At 61.2% G+C, this 15,698-nt stretch carries 13 protein-coding genes and 1 tRNA gene; 3 read left to right on the forward strand and 11 right to left on the reverse strand.

The window, feature by feature from the left end; all coding sequences use genetic code 11:
• The first annotated feature begins 52 nt into the window (after positions 1-52).
• Both ACQ4W0_RS10835 and ACQ4W0_RS10840 read left to right on the forward strand, forming a co-directional pair.
• On the forward strand, positions 53-796 hold the full coding sequence (locus ACQ4W0_RS10835; RefSeq protein ID WP_436576736.1) for an SDR family oxidoreductase: 744 nt from the start codon (positions 53-55) through the stop codon (positions 794-796).
• Between the two features lie 136 nt (positions 797-932).
• On the forward strand, positions 933-1,568 hold the full coding sequence (locus ACQ4W0_RS10840) for a TetR/AcrR family transcriptional regulator (RefSeq protein WP_436576737.1): 636 nt from the start codon (positions 933-935) through the stop codon (positions 1,566-1,568).
• Between the two features lie 25 nt (positions 1,569-1,593).
• Here the strand turns inward: ACQ4W0_RS10840 and ACQ4W0_RS10845 are convergent, their stop codons facing one another.
• From ACQ4W0_RS10845 to ACQ4W0_RS10860, 4 genes are all read right to left on the reverse strand, one after another.
• Positions 1,594-2,094 carry a nuclear transport factor 2 family protein gene (locus tag ACQ4W0_RS10845; protein WP_436576738.1) on the reverse strand — a complete coding sequence of 167 codons (501 nt, stop codon included), beginning with the start codon at positions 2,092-2,094 and terminating at the stop codon, positions 1,594-1,596.
• A gap of 109 nt (positions 2,095-2,203) precedes the next feature.
• Entirely contained in the window at positions 2,204-2,587 is a 384-nt protein-coding gene (locus ACQ4W0_RS10850; RefSeq protein ID WP_436576739.1) for a nuclear transport factor 2 family protein, read from the reverse strand.
• 57 nt (positions 2,588-2,644) lie between these two features.
• Positions 2,645-3,814 carry an NADH:flavin oxidoreductase/NADH oxidase gene (locus tag ACQ4W0_RS10855; protein WP_436576740.1) on the reverse strand — a complete coding sequence of 390 codons (1,170 nt, stop codon included), beginning with the start codon at positions 3,812-3,814 and terminating at the stop codon, positions 2,645-2,647.
• A 148-nt stretch (positions 3,815-3,962) separates the two neighbouring features.
• Positions 3,963-4,982: an alpha/beta hydrolase gene (locus ACQ4W0_RS10860; RefSeq protein WP_436576741.1), complete on the reverse strand. Its 1,020-nt coding sequence runs from the start codon at positions 4,980-4,982 to the stop codon at positions 3,963-3,965.
• On the opposite strand from ACQ4W0_RS10860, the gene ACQ4W0_RS10865 reads away from it, so the two are divergent.
• Positions 4,981-6,063: a LysR family transcriptional regulator gene (locus ACQ4W0_RS10865; protein ID WP_436576742.1), complete on the forward strand. Its 1,083-nt coding sequence runs from the start codon at positions 4,981-4,983 to the stop codon at positions 6,061-6,063. The genes ACQ4W0_RS10860 and ACQ4W0_RS10865 overlap by 2 nt on opposite strands.
• Positions 6,064-6,171: 108 nt before the next feature.
• On the opposite strand, the gene ACQ4W0_RS10870 is transcribed toward ACQ4W0_RS10865, so the two are convergent.
• The 7 genes from ACQ4W0_RS10870 to fdnG form a co-directional block, all read right to left on the reverse strand.
• Positions 6,172-6,267: transfer RNA gene (locus ACQ4W0_RS10870), tRNA-Sec, on the reverse strand.
• Between the two features lie 12 nt (positions 6,268-6,279).
• Entirely contained in the window at positions 6,280-8,235 is a 1,956-nt protein-coding gene (gene selB / locus ACQ4W0_RS10875) for a selenocysteine-specific translation elongation factor (RefSeq protein WP_436576743.1), read from the reverse strand.
• On the reverse strand, positions 8,232-9,641 hold the full coding sequence (selA, locus tag ACQ4W0_RS10880) for an L-seryl-tRNA(Sec) selenium transferase (protein WP_436576744.1): 1,410 nt from the start codon (positions 9,639-9,641) through the stop codon (positions 8,232-8,234). The genes selB and selA overlap by 4 nt, the downstream gene beginning before the upstream one ends.
• Positions 9,638-10,693 (reverse strand): formate dehydrogenase accessory protein FdhE, encoded by a 1,056-nt coding sequence (fdhE, locus tag ACQ4W0_RS10885; RefSeq protein ID WP_436576745.1) that lies wholly within the window; start codon positions 10,691-10,693, stop codon positions 9,638-9,640. Before fdhE ends, selA begins: the two co-directional genes overlap by 4 nt.
• 165 nt (positions 10,694-10,858) lie before the next feature.
• Positions 10,859-11,530 (reverse strand): formate dehydrogenase subunit gamma, encoded by a 672-nt coding sequence (locus ACQ4W0_RS10890; RefSeq protein WP_436576746.1) that lies wholly within the window; start codon positions 11,528-11,530, stop codon positions 10,859-10,861.
• Positions 11,517-12,440 carry a formate dehydrogenase subunit beta gene (fdxH, locus tag ACQ4W0_RS10895; protein WP_034779207.1) on the reverse strand — a complete coding sequence of 308 codons (924 nt, stop codon included), beginning with the start codon at positions 12,438-12,440 and terminating at the stop codon, positions 11,517-11,519. The genes ACQ4W0_RS10890 and fdxH overlap by 14 nt, the downstream gene beginning before the upstream one ends.
• Before the next feature lie 13 nt (positions 12,441-12,453).
• The gene (gene fdnG / locus ACQ4W0_RS10900) at positions 12,454-15,525 is read right to left on the reverse strand and encodes a formate dehydrogenase-N subunit alpha (RefSeq protein ID WP_436576747.1); all 3,072 of its coding nucleotides are present in this window, start codon (positions 15,523-15,525) and stop codon (positions 12,454-12,456) included.
• Between the last annotated feature and the right edge of the window lie 173 nt (positions 15,526-15,698).

Consider the following 15,698-nt stretch of genomic DNA (forward strand, 5'->3'; position numbering starts at 1 on the left):
GCGTCATTTATTGCCCGGCAGTTGCCGGGCATTCAACCGAAAAGGATGCATCATGAGTCATCTACACAACAAGACTGCCATCATTACCGGCGCATCGTCGGGCATCGGCGCCGCATCGGCGCGCGCACTGGTGGAAAAAGGCGCGAAAGTCGTACTGGCGGCGCGCGACCGGGAAGGACTGGACGCCATCGTCGCTGAATTGACAGCGGCCGGTGGGAAAGCGCTCGGCATCGTATCCGATGTCACCAGTCCAGCCGAGATGAAGTCCCTGGCGCAAGCGGCGCACGACCATTTCGGCACGGTCGACATACTCGTCAATAACGCCGGCCTGATGCTCTTCTCGAATTGGACCGACCTGGCGGTCGACGATTGGGAAAAGATGATCAACGTTAATATCAAGGGCTATCTGAACGCGATCGCAGCCGTGCTGCCATTCATGCTGGCGCAAAAATCCGGACAGATACTGAACATGGATTCGGTCGCCGGCCACCAGGTGGGGCCTGCGGCGGGCGTCTACAGCGCCACGAAATTCTTTGTGCAGGCGATGACGGAATCGATGCGCAAGGAACTTGGCGTCCAGCATGGCATTCGCGTCAATACCATCAGCCCCGGCGTGATCAACACGGGATGGGCCGACAAGGTCACCGATCCGGCCGGCCGCAAGGCAGCGCAAGAGCTCAACAAGATTGCGATTGCGCCGGAAGATATTGGCCGCGCGGTAGTCTATGCGCTGGACCAGCCGGCCAATGTGACCGTCAACGACCTGATCATCTCGCCGACCCGCCAGGACTGGTAAGCTTCCCCACGGCACTCCAGGCCGCCCGGGCAAACGCTCCGGCGGCCTGTTTGCATTGCGGTTGCCGGGCGATGGCCGGTATACTGGGCAACAAGCAGTCTTATGTGCAGCAGATTGAAAAGAGGTGGTAATCCTGATGTCCAGCATTGAAAATCTTCCACCTGTCACCAGAATCAAGGGCCGGCCGCGTGGTTTCGACCGCGCCGAAGCCCTGGTGCGCGCACTCGATGTGTTCTGGCGCCATGGCTACGAACCGGCCTCGCTGGCCGAGTTATGCTCGGCCATGGGTATCAACCCGCCCAGTTTGTATGCCGCCTTCGGCAACAAGGCCAAGCTGTTTCTCGAAGCCGTCGATTTCTATGAGCGTACTTACTGGGATGCGCCGTGGGCGCGCATGGCCGACGAGCCCGATGTCCATCGCGCGATCGACCGCTTCTTCAAGGAAGCGGGCGAGATCCTGCTGTCGCCACAAGTGCCCTGCGGCTGCCTGGTGGTGCTGGCGGCCATCAATGTGTCGGCAGAGTCGGTCGAAGTCTTTGACACCGTCAAGGCCTTGCGGCAAGAGGGCATCGCACACTTCAGCAAGCGGCTAAAAAAAGGCATCAAGGATGGCCAGTTGCCGGCGAAGACAGATGTCAAATCGCTGGCGGCCGTACTCAACACCTTGTTGGAAGGGATGTCGATTCATGTGCGCGATGGCGTGACCTTAAGCGAAATGACCAAGCTTGCTGCGTACGCGGTAAGGCTTCTTCCAGCAAACGCTAATACTTGAGCGCTACGCAACGCCAGCGCAGCGCTCAGGGCGCGACGTGGGTGTGGAATATCTTGCTGACAATCTTCCACTTGCCATCGACCTTGAGCAGGTGGAAGAAATCGCTGAACGAGAAACCCGAGACATCGTTGGAGTCGACGCGCGCGCTGGCAGCGGTGCCGACGATATCGACTTTGACGATCACGCTTTGCGCTTCAGCTGATGGGCGAAATGGCGGGTTGTCGATAGCCTTGAACAGTTCCTGGATCGAGCCTCCAGTCAGCTTGCCCTTGGCGTCGACGCTGAAGATGGTGGCTTTTTCACTGAAAGCCGGCTTCATGATCGTGCTGCTAGCCTGTTTGCAGCCGTCTATATATTTGTTCAGTACCTCCGCGATGGCTTGATAATCCTGCACATAGCTAGGTTTGTTGATGGTATTGCTACTGGCAACTTGCTGGCCGCCTTGCAGGTCTGCGGCTTGAGCAGTGGCGCCAATGCCAGCAATGATTGCAGCGAACAACAAGGTCTTGAAGAGGGTCTTTTTCATTTACTCACTCGTGATAATGGTTGCAACTGCTGATGAGGGCAGCAGATCTGACGCGAGGCCTGATCTGCTGTGCATGTTAATCTCAGACTGATCCATGCACGCCGGAAGTTCAGGGTGCGCTGTGGGTGTGGAATATTTTGCTCACGACCGTCCACTTGCCTTCGACTTTCAGCAAGTGGAAGAAGTCGGTGAAGCAGAAGCCAGAAACATCGTTCGTGTCGATGCGCGCACTGGCGGCGGTGCCGACGATGTCAACTCTGACGATTGCCCCCTGAGCTTCAGGCGATGGATGGAAAGCGGTGTCGATGCCGTCGAACAGGTTCTGGATGCCGCCGCCAGCCAGCTTGCCTTCGGCGTCAACGCTGAACATGGTTGCCTGCTCGCTGAAGGCCGGTTTCATGATGCTGCTATCGGCTTGCTTGCAGCCGTCGTTGTACTTGTTCAGTACTTCGACGATGGCCAGATAGTCCTGCACATAGGTCGGTTTGCTCATGTTTTTACTCCTGCTTGTTCATACTAAAAAAACCGGCCACCCTGGCCGGCATGGGGTTCAATCCTTGTGGGTAGCCGCGGTAGCAGCCGGTGCCGGGAACCATGCACCCAGCTGTGCCAACTTGCTGGCGCGCTGGTCTAGCCACCAGCCGGCCTGGACATTCCAGTTGGCATAGGCTGCGTCCGGGTTAGCCGCTCCCAGCGCCTGCTGTGCATGCAAGGGAAAGTGCGGATCGCACAGCGCCGCATGGCCCAGTGCGACCAGGTCGGCCTGGCCGGAATCGATGATGACTTCGGCCTGCGCCGGATCGACGATGATGCCGACGGCCATGGTGCCAATATTGGCCTCGCGGCGGATTTGCGCGGCGAACGGCACCTGGAAGCCATAGCCGTTCGGGTACTCATAGACGCCGAAACCGCCGGACGAGCAGTCGATGACGTCGACACCGACCGCTTTCAGGGCTTCGGCCAGGGCGATGCTATCGTCGATGGTCCAGCCACTGCTGCTGCCATCGACCGCCGACAGGCGCACGAACAGCGGCTTGTCCTGCGGCCAGACGGCGCGCACTTCGCGGGCGATGGCCAAAGGCAGGCGGATGCGGTTCTCGAAGCTGCCGCCGTATTCATCGCTGCGGTCATTGGTCAGCGGTGAGAGGAAAGCGTTGAGCAGAAAGCCGTGCGCATAGTGCAGCTCGAGTACATCGAAGCCTGCCTCAAGCGCGCGGCGGGCCGCAGCAACAAAATCGGCACGGACCTTGACGATGCCGTCTACATCAAGGGCGGTGGGCAGCAGCCAGCCGTCGGCCACCGGACGCGCGCTGGGCGACACCACTTCCCAAGGGGTCTCACCGCATGCCGCGTCCGCGTCGTTCAAGGGAGCGTTGCCTTCAAAAGCGCGCTGGATGCTCGCTTTCGGCCCCGCATGGCCAATCTGGATGCCAGGCGTGGCGCCATAGGCCTTGGCAAAGGCGGCGATGCGTGCCAGGCCGGGAATGTGTGCGTCATCCCACAGGCCCAGGTCGCCATGCGTGATCCGTCCTTCGGGCGATACGGCGGTCGCCTCGACCATCATCAGGCCGAAGCCGCCCAGCGCGAAACGGCCGTAGTGGACGGCGTGGTAGTCGCTTGCGTAGCCGTCTTTTGCCGTGTACTGGCACATCGGACTCAGGGCATAGCGGTTGCGCAGGGTGACACCGCGCAGTGTCAGGGGTTCAAAGATTTTGCTCATGGTTCTTTTTTCGAAAAATGTCTGGTGTAAGCAGATTGATTTGTTTATGCGATCAGTATGCGGATCGGCAATAGTGGCGTAAATAGTCGTAGAAGGAGATATCGTATGAACATAAAAGTCATAATCGAGTCTTCGCTCTGGTTCGAAGTCACTTGCCCAGCTTGCTCTTGAGTTCTTGCGACGCCTGGGCGATCGCGCTGCGGATCACCGGCACATGACTGTTCACGTTCAACAACCCGAAATCGTGTATCAAGCCGTTGTAGCGCACCGACTTCACCTTCACGCCCGCAGCGCCGAGCTTGCGGCCGTAAGCTTCGGCTTCATCACGCAGGACATCGAATTCGGCAGTCTGGATCAGTGTCGGCGGCAACCCTTTGAGCTGCTCTATCGTCGCCTGCAGCGGCGAAGCGTAGATCTGCTTGCGTGCGTTGGCGTCCGGCGTGTAATTGTCCCAGAACCACGCCATCAAATCCTTTGTCAGGAAGTAGCCGTTGGCAAACTGCTTGTACGACTGCGTGTCGAAGTTTGCATCCGTCACAGGACACAGCAAGACTTGCGAACGCAGTGCAGGTGCGCCTTTTTCATTGGCCATCAGGGCAACCACGGCGGCGATGTTGCCACCCGCGCTGTTGCCGGCGACGGCAAGGCGTTTGCCATCGACGTTGATCTCCTTGCCATGCTCGGCCACCCATTTGGTTGCGGCATAGGCTTGCTCGATGGCGACCCCATATTTCGCCTCCGGAGACAGGCTGTAGTTGACGAACACTGCCACCGCGCCCGACCCTGCCACAAGGTCACGCACCAGACGCTCGTGGGTTGGAAAGTCGCCAAGCACCCAGCCGCCACCATGGAAGTACATGAACGCGGGCAGGGTCTTCTGTTTGCTGCCTGCCGGGCGCACGATGGTCAGCTTCAGGTCGCTGCCATTGACGTGGATTGTCGTCTCGCTGACGTCAGCCTCCTGCAACGCCACATTGGAGCCAGCTTGCGCGCTCACCAGCATGGCGCGGGCATCGACCGGCGTCATGGTCTCGAGCGGTTTGCTTCCTTCAAGGGCTTGCAAAAATTTTGCCGTGTTCTGTTCGACACCGGGCAGGCTTGCTGCAAAAACATTACTTTGAGACAGGGCCACGATGGAAAAGGCGAGAGCAGAGCGGAGGGTTTTCATGATGTTTCCTTTTCTCGAAAGACGGCTGACTAGCTGGATTGATTTGTTTGATGTGATCAGTATGCAGATCGGAGATAATGACGTAAATAGTCATAGGTGGAGATACAGTATGAGCAAAAAAGTCATAATAAAAACTCCGGCCAGCACTGAGGATGCAGGGCGCGCACTCCCTTCACCGCCGTTGCATCTTCCAGGTCTGCTGACCTTCGAGGCTGCCGCCAGGCATTTGAACTTCGCTCGCGCTGCCGCAGAAATAGGCGTCACGCCGACTGCGGTATCACGCACGATCAAAAACGTGGAAGCACAATTGAATGTGCGGCTGTTCAATCGCACCACACGTAGTGTCAGTCTGACCGAAGCTGGCGCGTCATTGAACGCGGCATTGTCGCCTGCACTTGCCTTGATCAGAAACTCCCTGTCACAAGCTTTGCTCACGACTGATCAACCGTCGGGCATGTTGCGCGTCAGTTCATCCTACGTTGCCTACCGTATCTTGATCGAGCCCCACATGGCGTCGTTCCTGGAACAATTTCCGCTCATCAATGTCGAGATCTCGCTCGACAATCAGTTGACCGATATCGTCAGCGCCGGTTTTGATATCGGCATACGCATGGGGAGGAAACTGCAAAATGACATGATTTCTGTACAACTGGGATCAGTACAAAAAAGAATTGTGGTGGCAGCGCCGGATTACTTCCTCGATCGCAGTGAGCCACAAACGATGGCTGAACTGCTCAAGCACAACTGCATACGCCAGCGATATTGCGTTGGGGGCAGATTATATGACTGGAAGTTCGAAGATCGCGGTCAGATGGTTCAAATCGATGTTCAAGGGCGCTTTATTTTTGACGAAATGCGATCCGTGCTCGACGCTGCAATACAAGGCCAGGGCATCGCTTTCATCCTGAAAGATTTTGCGAAGCAGGAGTTAAGCAGCGGCATGCTGCGGCAGATACTGAGTCAGCACTGGGCGTTGGATGACGCTTTTCATCTCTACTATCCGCATCGCGAGCACATGCCCGGAAAGCTGCGTGCATTCGTTGATTTCATGCGCGCTGCCAATCAAACGAAAACGTCTTGATTTGATGGCTACTATTGCAGTGTGAATCTGCGGCAACGTGGCAACAACCCAACGCCGGGAGAGCGCAATGAGAGCGACATTAGGGAGAGGGGTCAAAGGAAAAGTAACTGGCGGAAAACAGTAGGAGTCGAACCTACGGGAGAACGTCTGACGCCCTCCACCGGGTTTGAAGCCCGGCCACATCACCGGATGAGTGTGCTTTCCGCGGTGCCTGAGCTAGCTGTTGGGCAAGGTTGCACTATAGGACCACAGCGCTTGCGGGCGTAATAGATGCCCATTGCCAACACGGCGAGTATAACCGACGCGGTCAAAAAATTCCAAGACCTGGATCGCCCGCTTGCGGCCCAGGCCGCTGGCGTCGCGGAAGGTGGCGGCACCCACGGCGCCACTGCCGGCCGGCAAACCTTCTTCCTGTTCGACTTTTTCGGCCAGACTGCGCACCAGTTGCGCCAACTCGGCCAGCGCCGCCTGGTGATAAAACAGGTCGTGCACGACCTGGCTGATCTGCCCTGCCTTGGCAAGTTTGCGCAACAGCCGGCGCGTGTCGTCCTCGGCCAGGCCGGAGTCGCGCGCCAGGTCGCGCGTCCACGGTGGCTCGAAGCGCCCCTGCAACAAGGCCGCCAGCAAGGGCTCGGCCAGTGCGTGCTCCTGCGGCGTCAATTCCACGCTGTGCGTCGGCAGATGCAGGCTGGCGCCGCGCGCCTGGACTTCGCCGCGCGCCAGCAAGCCTTCGACCAGGCGGCTCCACAAGGCGTCTTCCATCTCGGCGTCGACGATGCGCTTCAGGCGCCACAGTTCCGGCCCCGCTTCATCGGGCGCCCGCGCGTGGAAGACAGCCAAGGCGGCCAGCATCCTCTCTTCCAGTGCCGCCTGCGCCGCCGGCGCCAGCAGCAGGGCGTCGTCACCGCGCAGGGCGATGCGCTGCGTATCGGGCGGCAGCGCGATGGCGCTCGCCGGCAGCAGCGACAAGCGCACCAGCAGCGACTCGCGTAAACCCAGCGGGCTTTGCGCCAGCAGGGCCGCATAGTCGCCCTGCGCGACAAAGGCCGCCAGGGCGTCCAGCCAGGCCAGCCTGGCCGGGCTGCGGCGCTTGCGCGCGGGGCCGAACGGATCGAGCACCATGCCGCCGCCCACCGTTTGCGTCGCTTGCGCATTGCGCACGACGAAGCGGTCGCCGGGCACGCCGTGCATGGGTGTCTCGAACACCAGCTGTACCCTGCCCGTCTGCCCCGGCGACAGGGTCTCGCCATCGAGCATGACGGCGCGCGCCAGCTGGTGCGCCGCGCCCAGATGCACGTGCAGCGGCGACCAGGCTTTCAGCTGCACGCCGGCGTCGGGCAGCAGGGTCAATTCCACATCGACGCGCTCCGAACATTGCGCCAGTGCCGGCGCGACGATCCAGTTGCCCCGTTCGATGCGTTCGCGGTCGATGCCGGCCAGGTTCAGCGCCAGGCGCTGGCCCGCCATGCCCGTCTCGGCTGCGCGGTTTTGCGCATGGATGCTGCGCACGCGCGCTTGCGCGCCACCGGGTGCCAATTGCAGCATGTCGCCCACCTGTGCGCGTCCCGCCAGCGCCGTACCGGTGACGATGGTGCCCTGTCCCGACAAGGTGAACACGCGGTCCACGCCCAGGCGAAACAAGCGCCGTTCATCGCGCTGCGGCAGGCTGCGCGCCACTTGCGTCAGGTGCGCCAGCAAGGCGGCCACGCCGGCATCGTTGTCGCGATTGGCGGCCGTAGGGAAGATGGGGCTGCCCGCCAGCGGCGTGCCGGCCAGCAGCGCCTCGATGTCGGCCTCCACCTGCGCCACGCGGGCCCCGTCGGCGCGGTCGATCTTGGTCAGCGCCACGGCGCCCCGCGTCACGCCCAGCAGTTGCAAAATGGCCAGGTGCTCGTGCGTCTGCGGCATGATGCCGTCGTCGGCCGCCACCACCAGCAGGGCAAAGTCGATGCCCGTCACGCCGGAAGCCATGGTGCGGATGAATTTTTCGTGGCCCGGCACGTCGATCACGCCCAGCACCGTGCCGTCCGCCAGCGGCAGGTAGGCATAACCGAGTTCAATCGAGATGCCGCGCGCCTGCTCTTCCTTCAGGCGGTCCGTGTGCACGCCCGTCAGCGCACGCGTGAGCGTCGTCTTGCCATGGTCGATATGGCCTGCCGTGCCGACGATCATGCGGACAACTCGGCGAGCTGCGCGATGAAAGCCGCCTGATGCGCCGCCTCCAGGCAACGCAAGTCCAGCCACAAGGTATCTTGCCCGATGCGCCCGATCACGGGGCACGGCAAGGCGCGCAGGCGCTGTTCCAGCGCTCCCAAGGGATTGCTCAGGCGCGAGCCTGGAGCGCTGCGGATGGCCAGGCCAAAGCTGGGCAACTGATCGACGGGCAAGGCGCCGCTGCCGATCTGGCTTTTCATGGCTTCGGCCGCGACGGTGTACGATTTTCCCAACACCTGCTGCAACTGCGGCAGCAGCAGCTCGGCTTGCGCGCGCATGGCGGCCGCCGGACGCGTCAGCAGGCGCAAGGTGGTCAAACGTTCGGCCAGCAAGTCCGGCGCGCGGTACAGCTGCAGCACCGGGGCCAAAGCAGCCAGCGTCAGCTTGCCGACCCGCAGCGCACGTTTCAGGGGGTTGCGCTTGATCTTCGCGATCAGGTCGGCGCGCCCGACGATGACGCCGCACTGCGGCCCGCCCAGCAGCTTGTCGCCGCTGAAGGTCACCAGATCGGCGCCCGCTGCTATCGTTTCGCGCACCGTCGTTTCGTGCGGCAGCCCGTATTGCGCCAGGTCAAGCAAAGTGCCGCTGCCCAGGTCCACCGCCGTCGGCACTCCGTGTTTTGCCGCCAGCGGCACCAGTTCATCGAGCTCCACGCTTTTCGTGAACCCGGTGATCGCGTAATTGCTGCAATGGACCTTCATCAGCATGGCCGTGTGTTCATTCATGCCGTTCGCGTAATCGGCCAGGTGCGTGCGGTTGGTGCTGCCCACTTCGCGCAGCACGGCGCCCGCGCGCGTCATCACGTCGGGGATGCGGAAGGCGCCGCCGATTTCCACCAGTTCCCCGCGCGAGACGATCACCTCTTTATTCTGCGCCAAGGTGTTCAGCATCAGCAGCACGGCGGCCGCATTGTTGTTGACGACGGTGGCCGCTTCGGCCCCCGTCAGTTCGCGCAACAGTTCCTCGACCAGGTCGTCGCGGTCGCCCCGCTTGCCCGTTTCCAGGTCGAATTCCAGGTTCATCGGCCATTGCAACGCTTCCACCACGGCTTGCACGGCCGCGTCGGGCAGCAGCGCGCGGCCCAAATTCGTATGCAGCACGGTGCCCGTCAGGTTGAACACGGCGCGCAGCTGCGAGCGCGATTGCGCCTGCAGGCGTTCGTCCATGTCCGCGACGATGGCGGCAATCGATGCGCCCTCCTCGCACACTGCGCCGGCCAGCATGGCGGCGCGCAGTTCGGCCAGCACGGCGCGCGCGCAGGCCAGGGTTTGCACGCGGCCGTAGTGCGCAATCAGGGCTAGGCAAGCCGCGTCGCCCAGGATGCGGTCGACCGACGGCAGGCGCACGGTTTGCCCTGTCGTCATGCTTGCAGGCCTTCGCTGCTGTCGCTCTTCCCCAGCCACAGCAGCGGATTGCCGCTGGCGCGCTGGTAACCCGCTTCGCCCACCAGCAGGTCGAGCATCAGGCTGGCCAGGTCGTCGGCCAGCGGTTCGACGTTGTAATCGTGTTCCTGGTTGAAAACCTTGCGGTAGGTATGACAGTCGTCGCAGGTTTCCGCGCGCGCCACTTTTTTGGGATCATTCGCCTTGTTGGGCAATTTGTCGTCCTTCGCCGCCACGGGGTCGAACGGTACCGCATCGGCCGCGTCCAGGCCCTGGTAGGCGATCTTGCCATTCTGTTCGCAGGTCGAGCACTTCACGCGCACCATATGCCATTCGCTTTCGCAAATGCCGCAGTGCAGGTAGCGATAACCCTGCGACTGGCCGCCGATGCGGATCACGCTGGCGACGGGGTGCGAACCGCAGACGGGGCACAGGGTGCCCGTTTCCAGGTCCGGCACGCGCGCGGCGCGCAGTGCGCTGGCCGACACCGACCACAGGATTTGCAGTGCGGCCGCAACGAACGGCGCGTGCATGGGATTGAGGTTGTCGCCGTTTTCATCGAGCACGGCATCGGCGCAGGCATCGAGCGCTTGCGCGTCGAGCGCGCGCAGCTGGGCCAGCACCTGCGTCAGGCCGCCCGACAGGGCCGGCTGGCTGGCCGCCGTGGCGGCCAGTTCATCGAGCACGCTGGCAAAGATATCGCGCCAGACGGGCGGACGGGCGCCGCTGACGGGCAGCACGGGCATGCGGTGCTGGATCGCGCGGCGCAGCGCATCGGGGTCGGCGGCAGGCACGGCGCCGGGCGCCAGTTTTCCCACCACGGCGGCCTGCGCATCGGCCAGCGCGGCCATCAGCACCAGGTAACCCTGCATGCCCGCATCGACGGGGATGCCCTTGATGTTGCCTTGCGCCAATTCGCGCAAGCGCAAGGCGCGCGCCTTGAACAGGCTGTCAGGCTGCGGCAGCAGCAGGCGCGGAATCGCGTTGTGGTCCAGGCCTTCGATTTCGCCTGGCTGAAGAATGCGTTGTACCAATGGAGTTTTCCCATCAAAAAAAGCAAGGCAGAGCCAGCGGAGTTGGCTGTGCTGTAAAAGTATTTTAATCGATATAGCGCAACGCAAGCCGCAAAGGAAAACCGGGGTCAGACCCGACGGGTCTGACCCCGGCTCTTGCACTTGGGCTACTTAAGCAAAAAACCGTCAGTCCTTGCTGTTGCGCATTACCGCTTCAAACCACTTCGGATGGTGCTTGCGCGCCCATCCATAGGTGACGGTGCCGCGCACCATGGCGCCGATCGAGCCCTTGACCCAGATCGCCGCGTAGATATGCACGATGATGGCGCAGATGATGGCAAAAGCACAACCGGCATGCAGCAAGGCGGCAAAACGCACCACGTCGATCGGGAAGTAGAACGCGAAATACGCGCGCCAGATCACGATGCCCGACAGCAACAATCCCACCATGCAAGCGAGCAGCACGAAAAACAGGATCTTCTGGCCGGCATTGTATTTGCCGATCTTCGGCAGCTTTTCTTCGCGGTTGTTGAGCACGTCGTCCATCTGTTTCAGCCACTGCTTGTCGCCGTCCTCGAACTTGTTGTGGTGCCAGAAGCGCACCACCAGGATCGCGAACGAGACAAACATCACCAGGCCGGCAAACGGATGCAAAATGCGCGTCCATTGCCCGCCGCCGAACAGGTTCGCCAGCCACGCCATCGAGGGATGGAACATGGCCAGGCCGGACAGGGCCAGCATGACGAAGGTGATGGCGGTGACCCAGTGATTCGTGCGCTCATTGGGGTCGTAGCGCTGGATCAGCGGGTGGCCATCCTTGTCGCGCAGCTTGCCATCATGCAAATCATTGTGGCTCATGGTCTTCCTCCCGGATACGCTTGGCCTCTTCCAAGGCTTCGTGCTCTTCATCCTTGCTCACTTCGTTCGGACCGACACGCGTGTAATGGAAGAAGCCTGCCAGCGCCGTGGCAGCCATGCCGGCCACTGCCAGCGGCTTGGACCAGCCCTTCCAGAAGCCCACCATCGGGCTGATGCGCGGGCGTTCCGGCAAGTTCGAATACAGCTTCGGCTTGTCGGCATGGTGCAGCACGTACATCACGTGCGTGCCGCCCACGCCCAGCGGATCGTACAGGCCCGCGTTCTCGAAACCGCGCGACTTCAGGTCGACGATGCGCTCTTCCGCATGCACCTTCATGTCTTCCTTGGTGCCGAAGACGATGGCGCCCGTCGGGCAGGTCTTCACGCAGGCCGGCTCCTGGCCCACGGCGACGCGGTCCGAGCACAAGGTGCACTTGTAGGCGCGGTCGTCCTTTTTCGAAATGCGGGGCACGTCGAAAGGACAGCCGGCCACGCAGTAGCCGCAACCGATGCAGTTTTCCTGGTGGAAATCCACGATGCCGTTCGTGTACTGCACGATGGCGCCCGGCGCCGGACAGGCTTTCAAACAGCCCGGATCCTCGCAGTGCATGCAGCCATCCTTGCGGATCAGCCACTCGAGGTTGCCGTCGTTGTTTTCGTGTTCGGCAAAACGCATCACCGTCCACGATTGCGGCGTCAGGTCCGTCGGATTGTCATAGGTGCCATGGTTTTCGCCGACTTCGTCCCGCAAGTCGTTCCATTCCATGCACGCCGTCTGGCAAGCCTTGCAGCCGATGCATTTCGACACATCGATCAGCTTGGCCACGGTGCCCGTCACCGGGCTGCGCGCTTGCGGCGGCGTCACCGTGGTCGCCGACAGGCGCCGGATATCTAAGGATTGCAGTGCCATTATTGATCTCCCATCATGCTTTTTCCACCTTCACGAGGAAGGACTTGAATTCCGGCGTTTGCGAATTCGCATCCCCCACGCCCGGCGTCAGGGTATTAATCAGATACCCCGGCTTGGCCACGCCCGTAAAGCCCCAGTGCAGCGGCAGGCCCACGGTATGCACCTGCTTGCCCTCGATCATCAACGCCTTGATGCGCTTGGTGACCACGGCCTTGGCGATGATGTGTCCCCGCTTGGAACTGACGCGTACTTCCCCGCCGGCAACGACGCCGATGCTCTTGGCCAGCTCTTCGCCGATTTCAACGAATTGCTGCGGCTGAATGATGGCGTTCAGGCGTGCATGCTTGGTCCAGTAATGGAAATGCTCGGTCAGGCGGTAGCTGGTGGCCACATGCGGATATTCCTCGTGCGTGCCGAACATCTTCCGGTCATCGGCGAACACGCGTGCGGCCGGGTTGCTGGTCGCCTGCGGGTTTTTCGGATGCATGGGGTTGTAGCCCAGCGGATTTTCGAACGGCTCGTAATGCTCGGGGAACGGTCCCTCGGCCATGGCGCCACGCGCAAAGAAGCGCGCCACGCCCTCGCCCAGCATGATGAACGGGCCCATGCCGTTTTCCGGCGGTTCGTCGACCTTGAAGTCGGGAATGTCGGCCCCGCTCCAGTTCGTGCCATTCCACTCGATCAGCTTGCGCGTCGGGTCGAAAGGCTTGCCTTTCAAGTCGCACGAAGCGCGGTTGTACAGCACGCGGCGGTTCGCCGGCCACGCCCAGGCCCAGCCCAGCGTCTGGCCGATGCCCGTCGGGTCGCTATTGTCGCGCCGTCCCATCTGGTTGCCCGCCTGCGTCCAGCTGCCAGCGAAGATCCAGCAACCGCTGGTGGTGGTGCCATCGTCGCGCAATTGCGCAAACGAAGCCAGCTGCTCGCCCTTCTTCACCAGCAGCTTGGTGGCATCTTTCGGATCGTACAGATCGGCCAATGCCTTGCCGTTGAATTCGCGGGCGATTTCTTCCGGTTGCGGGTTATGCGGCTGCGCATAATTCCACGTCAGGTTGAGAATCGGATCGGGGAACTTGCCGCCCTCCTTCTTGTACATGCTACGCATGCGCAAAAACAGGCCCGACATGATCTCCAGGTCGCTGCGCGCCTGGCCCGGCGGTTCGGCCGCCTGCCAGTGCCACTGCAGCACGCGCGAGGAACTGACCAGCGAACCGCGCTCTTCGGCGAAGCAGCTGGTCGGCAAGCGGAACACTTCCGTCATGATCTTGGTGGGATCGACTTCGTGGTATTGCCCGTGCGGCTTCCAGAATTCGCCCGTTTCCACGGCAAGCGGGTCCATGATGACGAGGAACTTCAGTTTCGACAGCGCTTCCGTGACCTTCTGCTTGTTCGGCGCGGACGCCAGCACATTGAAGCCCTGGCAGATATAGCCCGTCATCTTGCCTTGGTGCATGTTCTCGATGGCTTGCATCAAGTCATACGGCTTGTCCAGCTTTGGCAGGTAGTCGAACGCGTAATTGTTCTCGGCCGTGGCGAAATCACCCCACCACGTCTTCATGAAGCTGACGTGGAACTTGCGGTAATTGCTCCAGTAGCTGAGCTGGTTCGGCCGCAGCGGCTTGGTGGCGCGCGCGGCGATGTAGGCATCGAAATCCTGCTCGCCCTCGTTGGGCAGGGTCATGTAACCTGGCAACAGGTTCGACATCAGGCCCAGGTCCGTCAAGCCCTGGATGTTCGAGTGGCCGCGCAAGGCGTTCATGCCTCCGCCCGCGATACCCATATTGCCCAGCAACAACTGCACCATGGCGCCCGTGCGGATGGTTTGCGCGCCCGTCGAGTGGTGCGTCCAGCCCAGTGCGTACAGGATGGTGCCGGCGCGTCCCGGCACGGCGGTCGAAGCCAATGCTTCCGCCACCTTGTGGAACTTGTCGGGCGACACGCCGCACGTACGTTCGACCATCTCGGTCGTGTAACGTGAGTAGTGCTTCTTCATCATCTGGTAGACGCAGCGCGGGTGTTCCAGGGTCGGGTCGACCTTGGCATAACCGTCGTCGCCGATCTCGTAATCCCAGGTGGCCTTGTCGGTGTACTTGTTCTTTTCCTTGTCGAAACCCGAGAACAGGCCGTCTTCGAACGCATAGTCTTCGCGCACGATGAAGGGCATGTCCGTGTAGTTGCGCACGTACTCATGCTGGATCTTGTCGTTCGTCAGCAGATAATTGATGATCGCGCCGAGGAAGACGATGTCCGTGCCGGTACGCGTGGCGCAGTAGTAATCTGCCACGGATGCGGTACGGGTAAAACGCGGATCGACAACGATCAGCTTGGCCTTGTTATGCGCCTTCGCTTCCGTTACCCATTTGAATCCGCAAGGATGTGCTTCTGCTGCATTGCCGCCCATGACCAAAATCACATCGGCATTCTTGATATCGACCCAATGATTCGTCATCGCGCCACGGCCAAACGTCGGGGCAAGACCTGCCACCGTCGGTCCGTGTCATACACGCGCCTGATTATCAAAGGTCAGCATCCCCATGCTGCGCACTGTCTTGTGGGTCAGGTAACCGACCTCGTTGCTGCCGGCCGACGCGGCCAGCATGCCGGTGGAGAGCCAGCGGTTGACGGTCTTGCCGTCGGCATTCTTTTCGATCAGGTTGGCATCGCGGTCATCCTTCATCAGGCGCGCGATCTTGTCGAGAGCCACATCCCAGGAGATCGGTTGCCATTCCGTGCCGCCCGGTGCGCGGTATTCGGGCACTTTCAGGCGGTTCGGGCTGTGGATGAAGTCGACCAGACTGGCGCCCTTCGGGCACAAGGTGCCGCGGTTCACCGGGTGATCGGCATCGCCTTCCACGTGGATGATGCTGGAGACGGCATTTTTCGCGCCGTCGCCCAGACCATACAGCAGAACGCCACATCCTACCGAACAGTAAGGACAGGTATTGCGTGTCTCGGTGGTGCGAGACAGCTTGTATTGCCGCACTTCCGCCATCGCCTGGCCCGGTGCGAAACCGAGCAGAGCGAGGCTGGAACCAGCAATGGTCGCGCCAGTTACCCGAAGGAACTGGCGCCTGGACATCTGAACCATATTCAGGCCTCTATGATGTGAGTAAATAAAAAGTCATACAACGTCGTGATGGTGTCACTCACCAAGATATAAGCACCATGCCTGTGCTGTATGACATCATTTTACCCCTCAATCCCAGACAAGGCTCAGAGCGCCGGAATAAATTGCACATAGTCAACATTATTTTATCGGTA

The organism is Janthinobacterium breve (assembly GCF_051380895.1).
Taxonomy (GTDB): Bacteria; Pseudomonadota; Gammaproteobacteria; order Burkholderiales; family Burkholderiaceae_D; genus Janthinobacterium.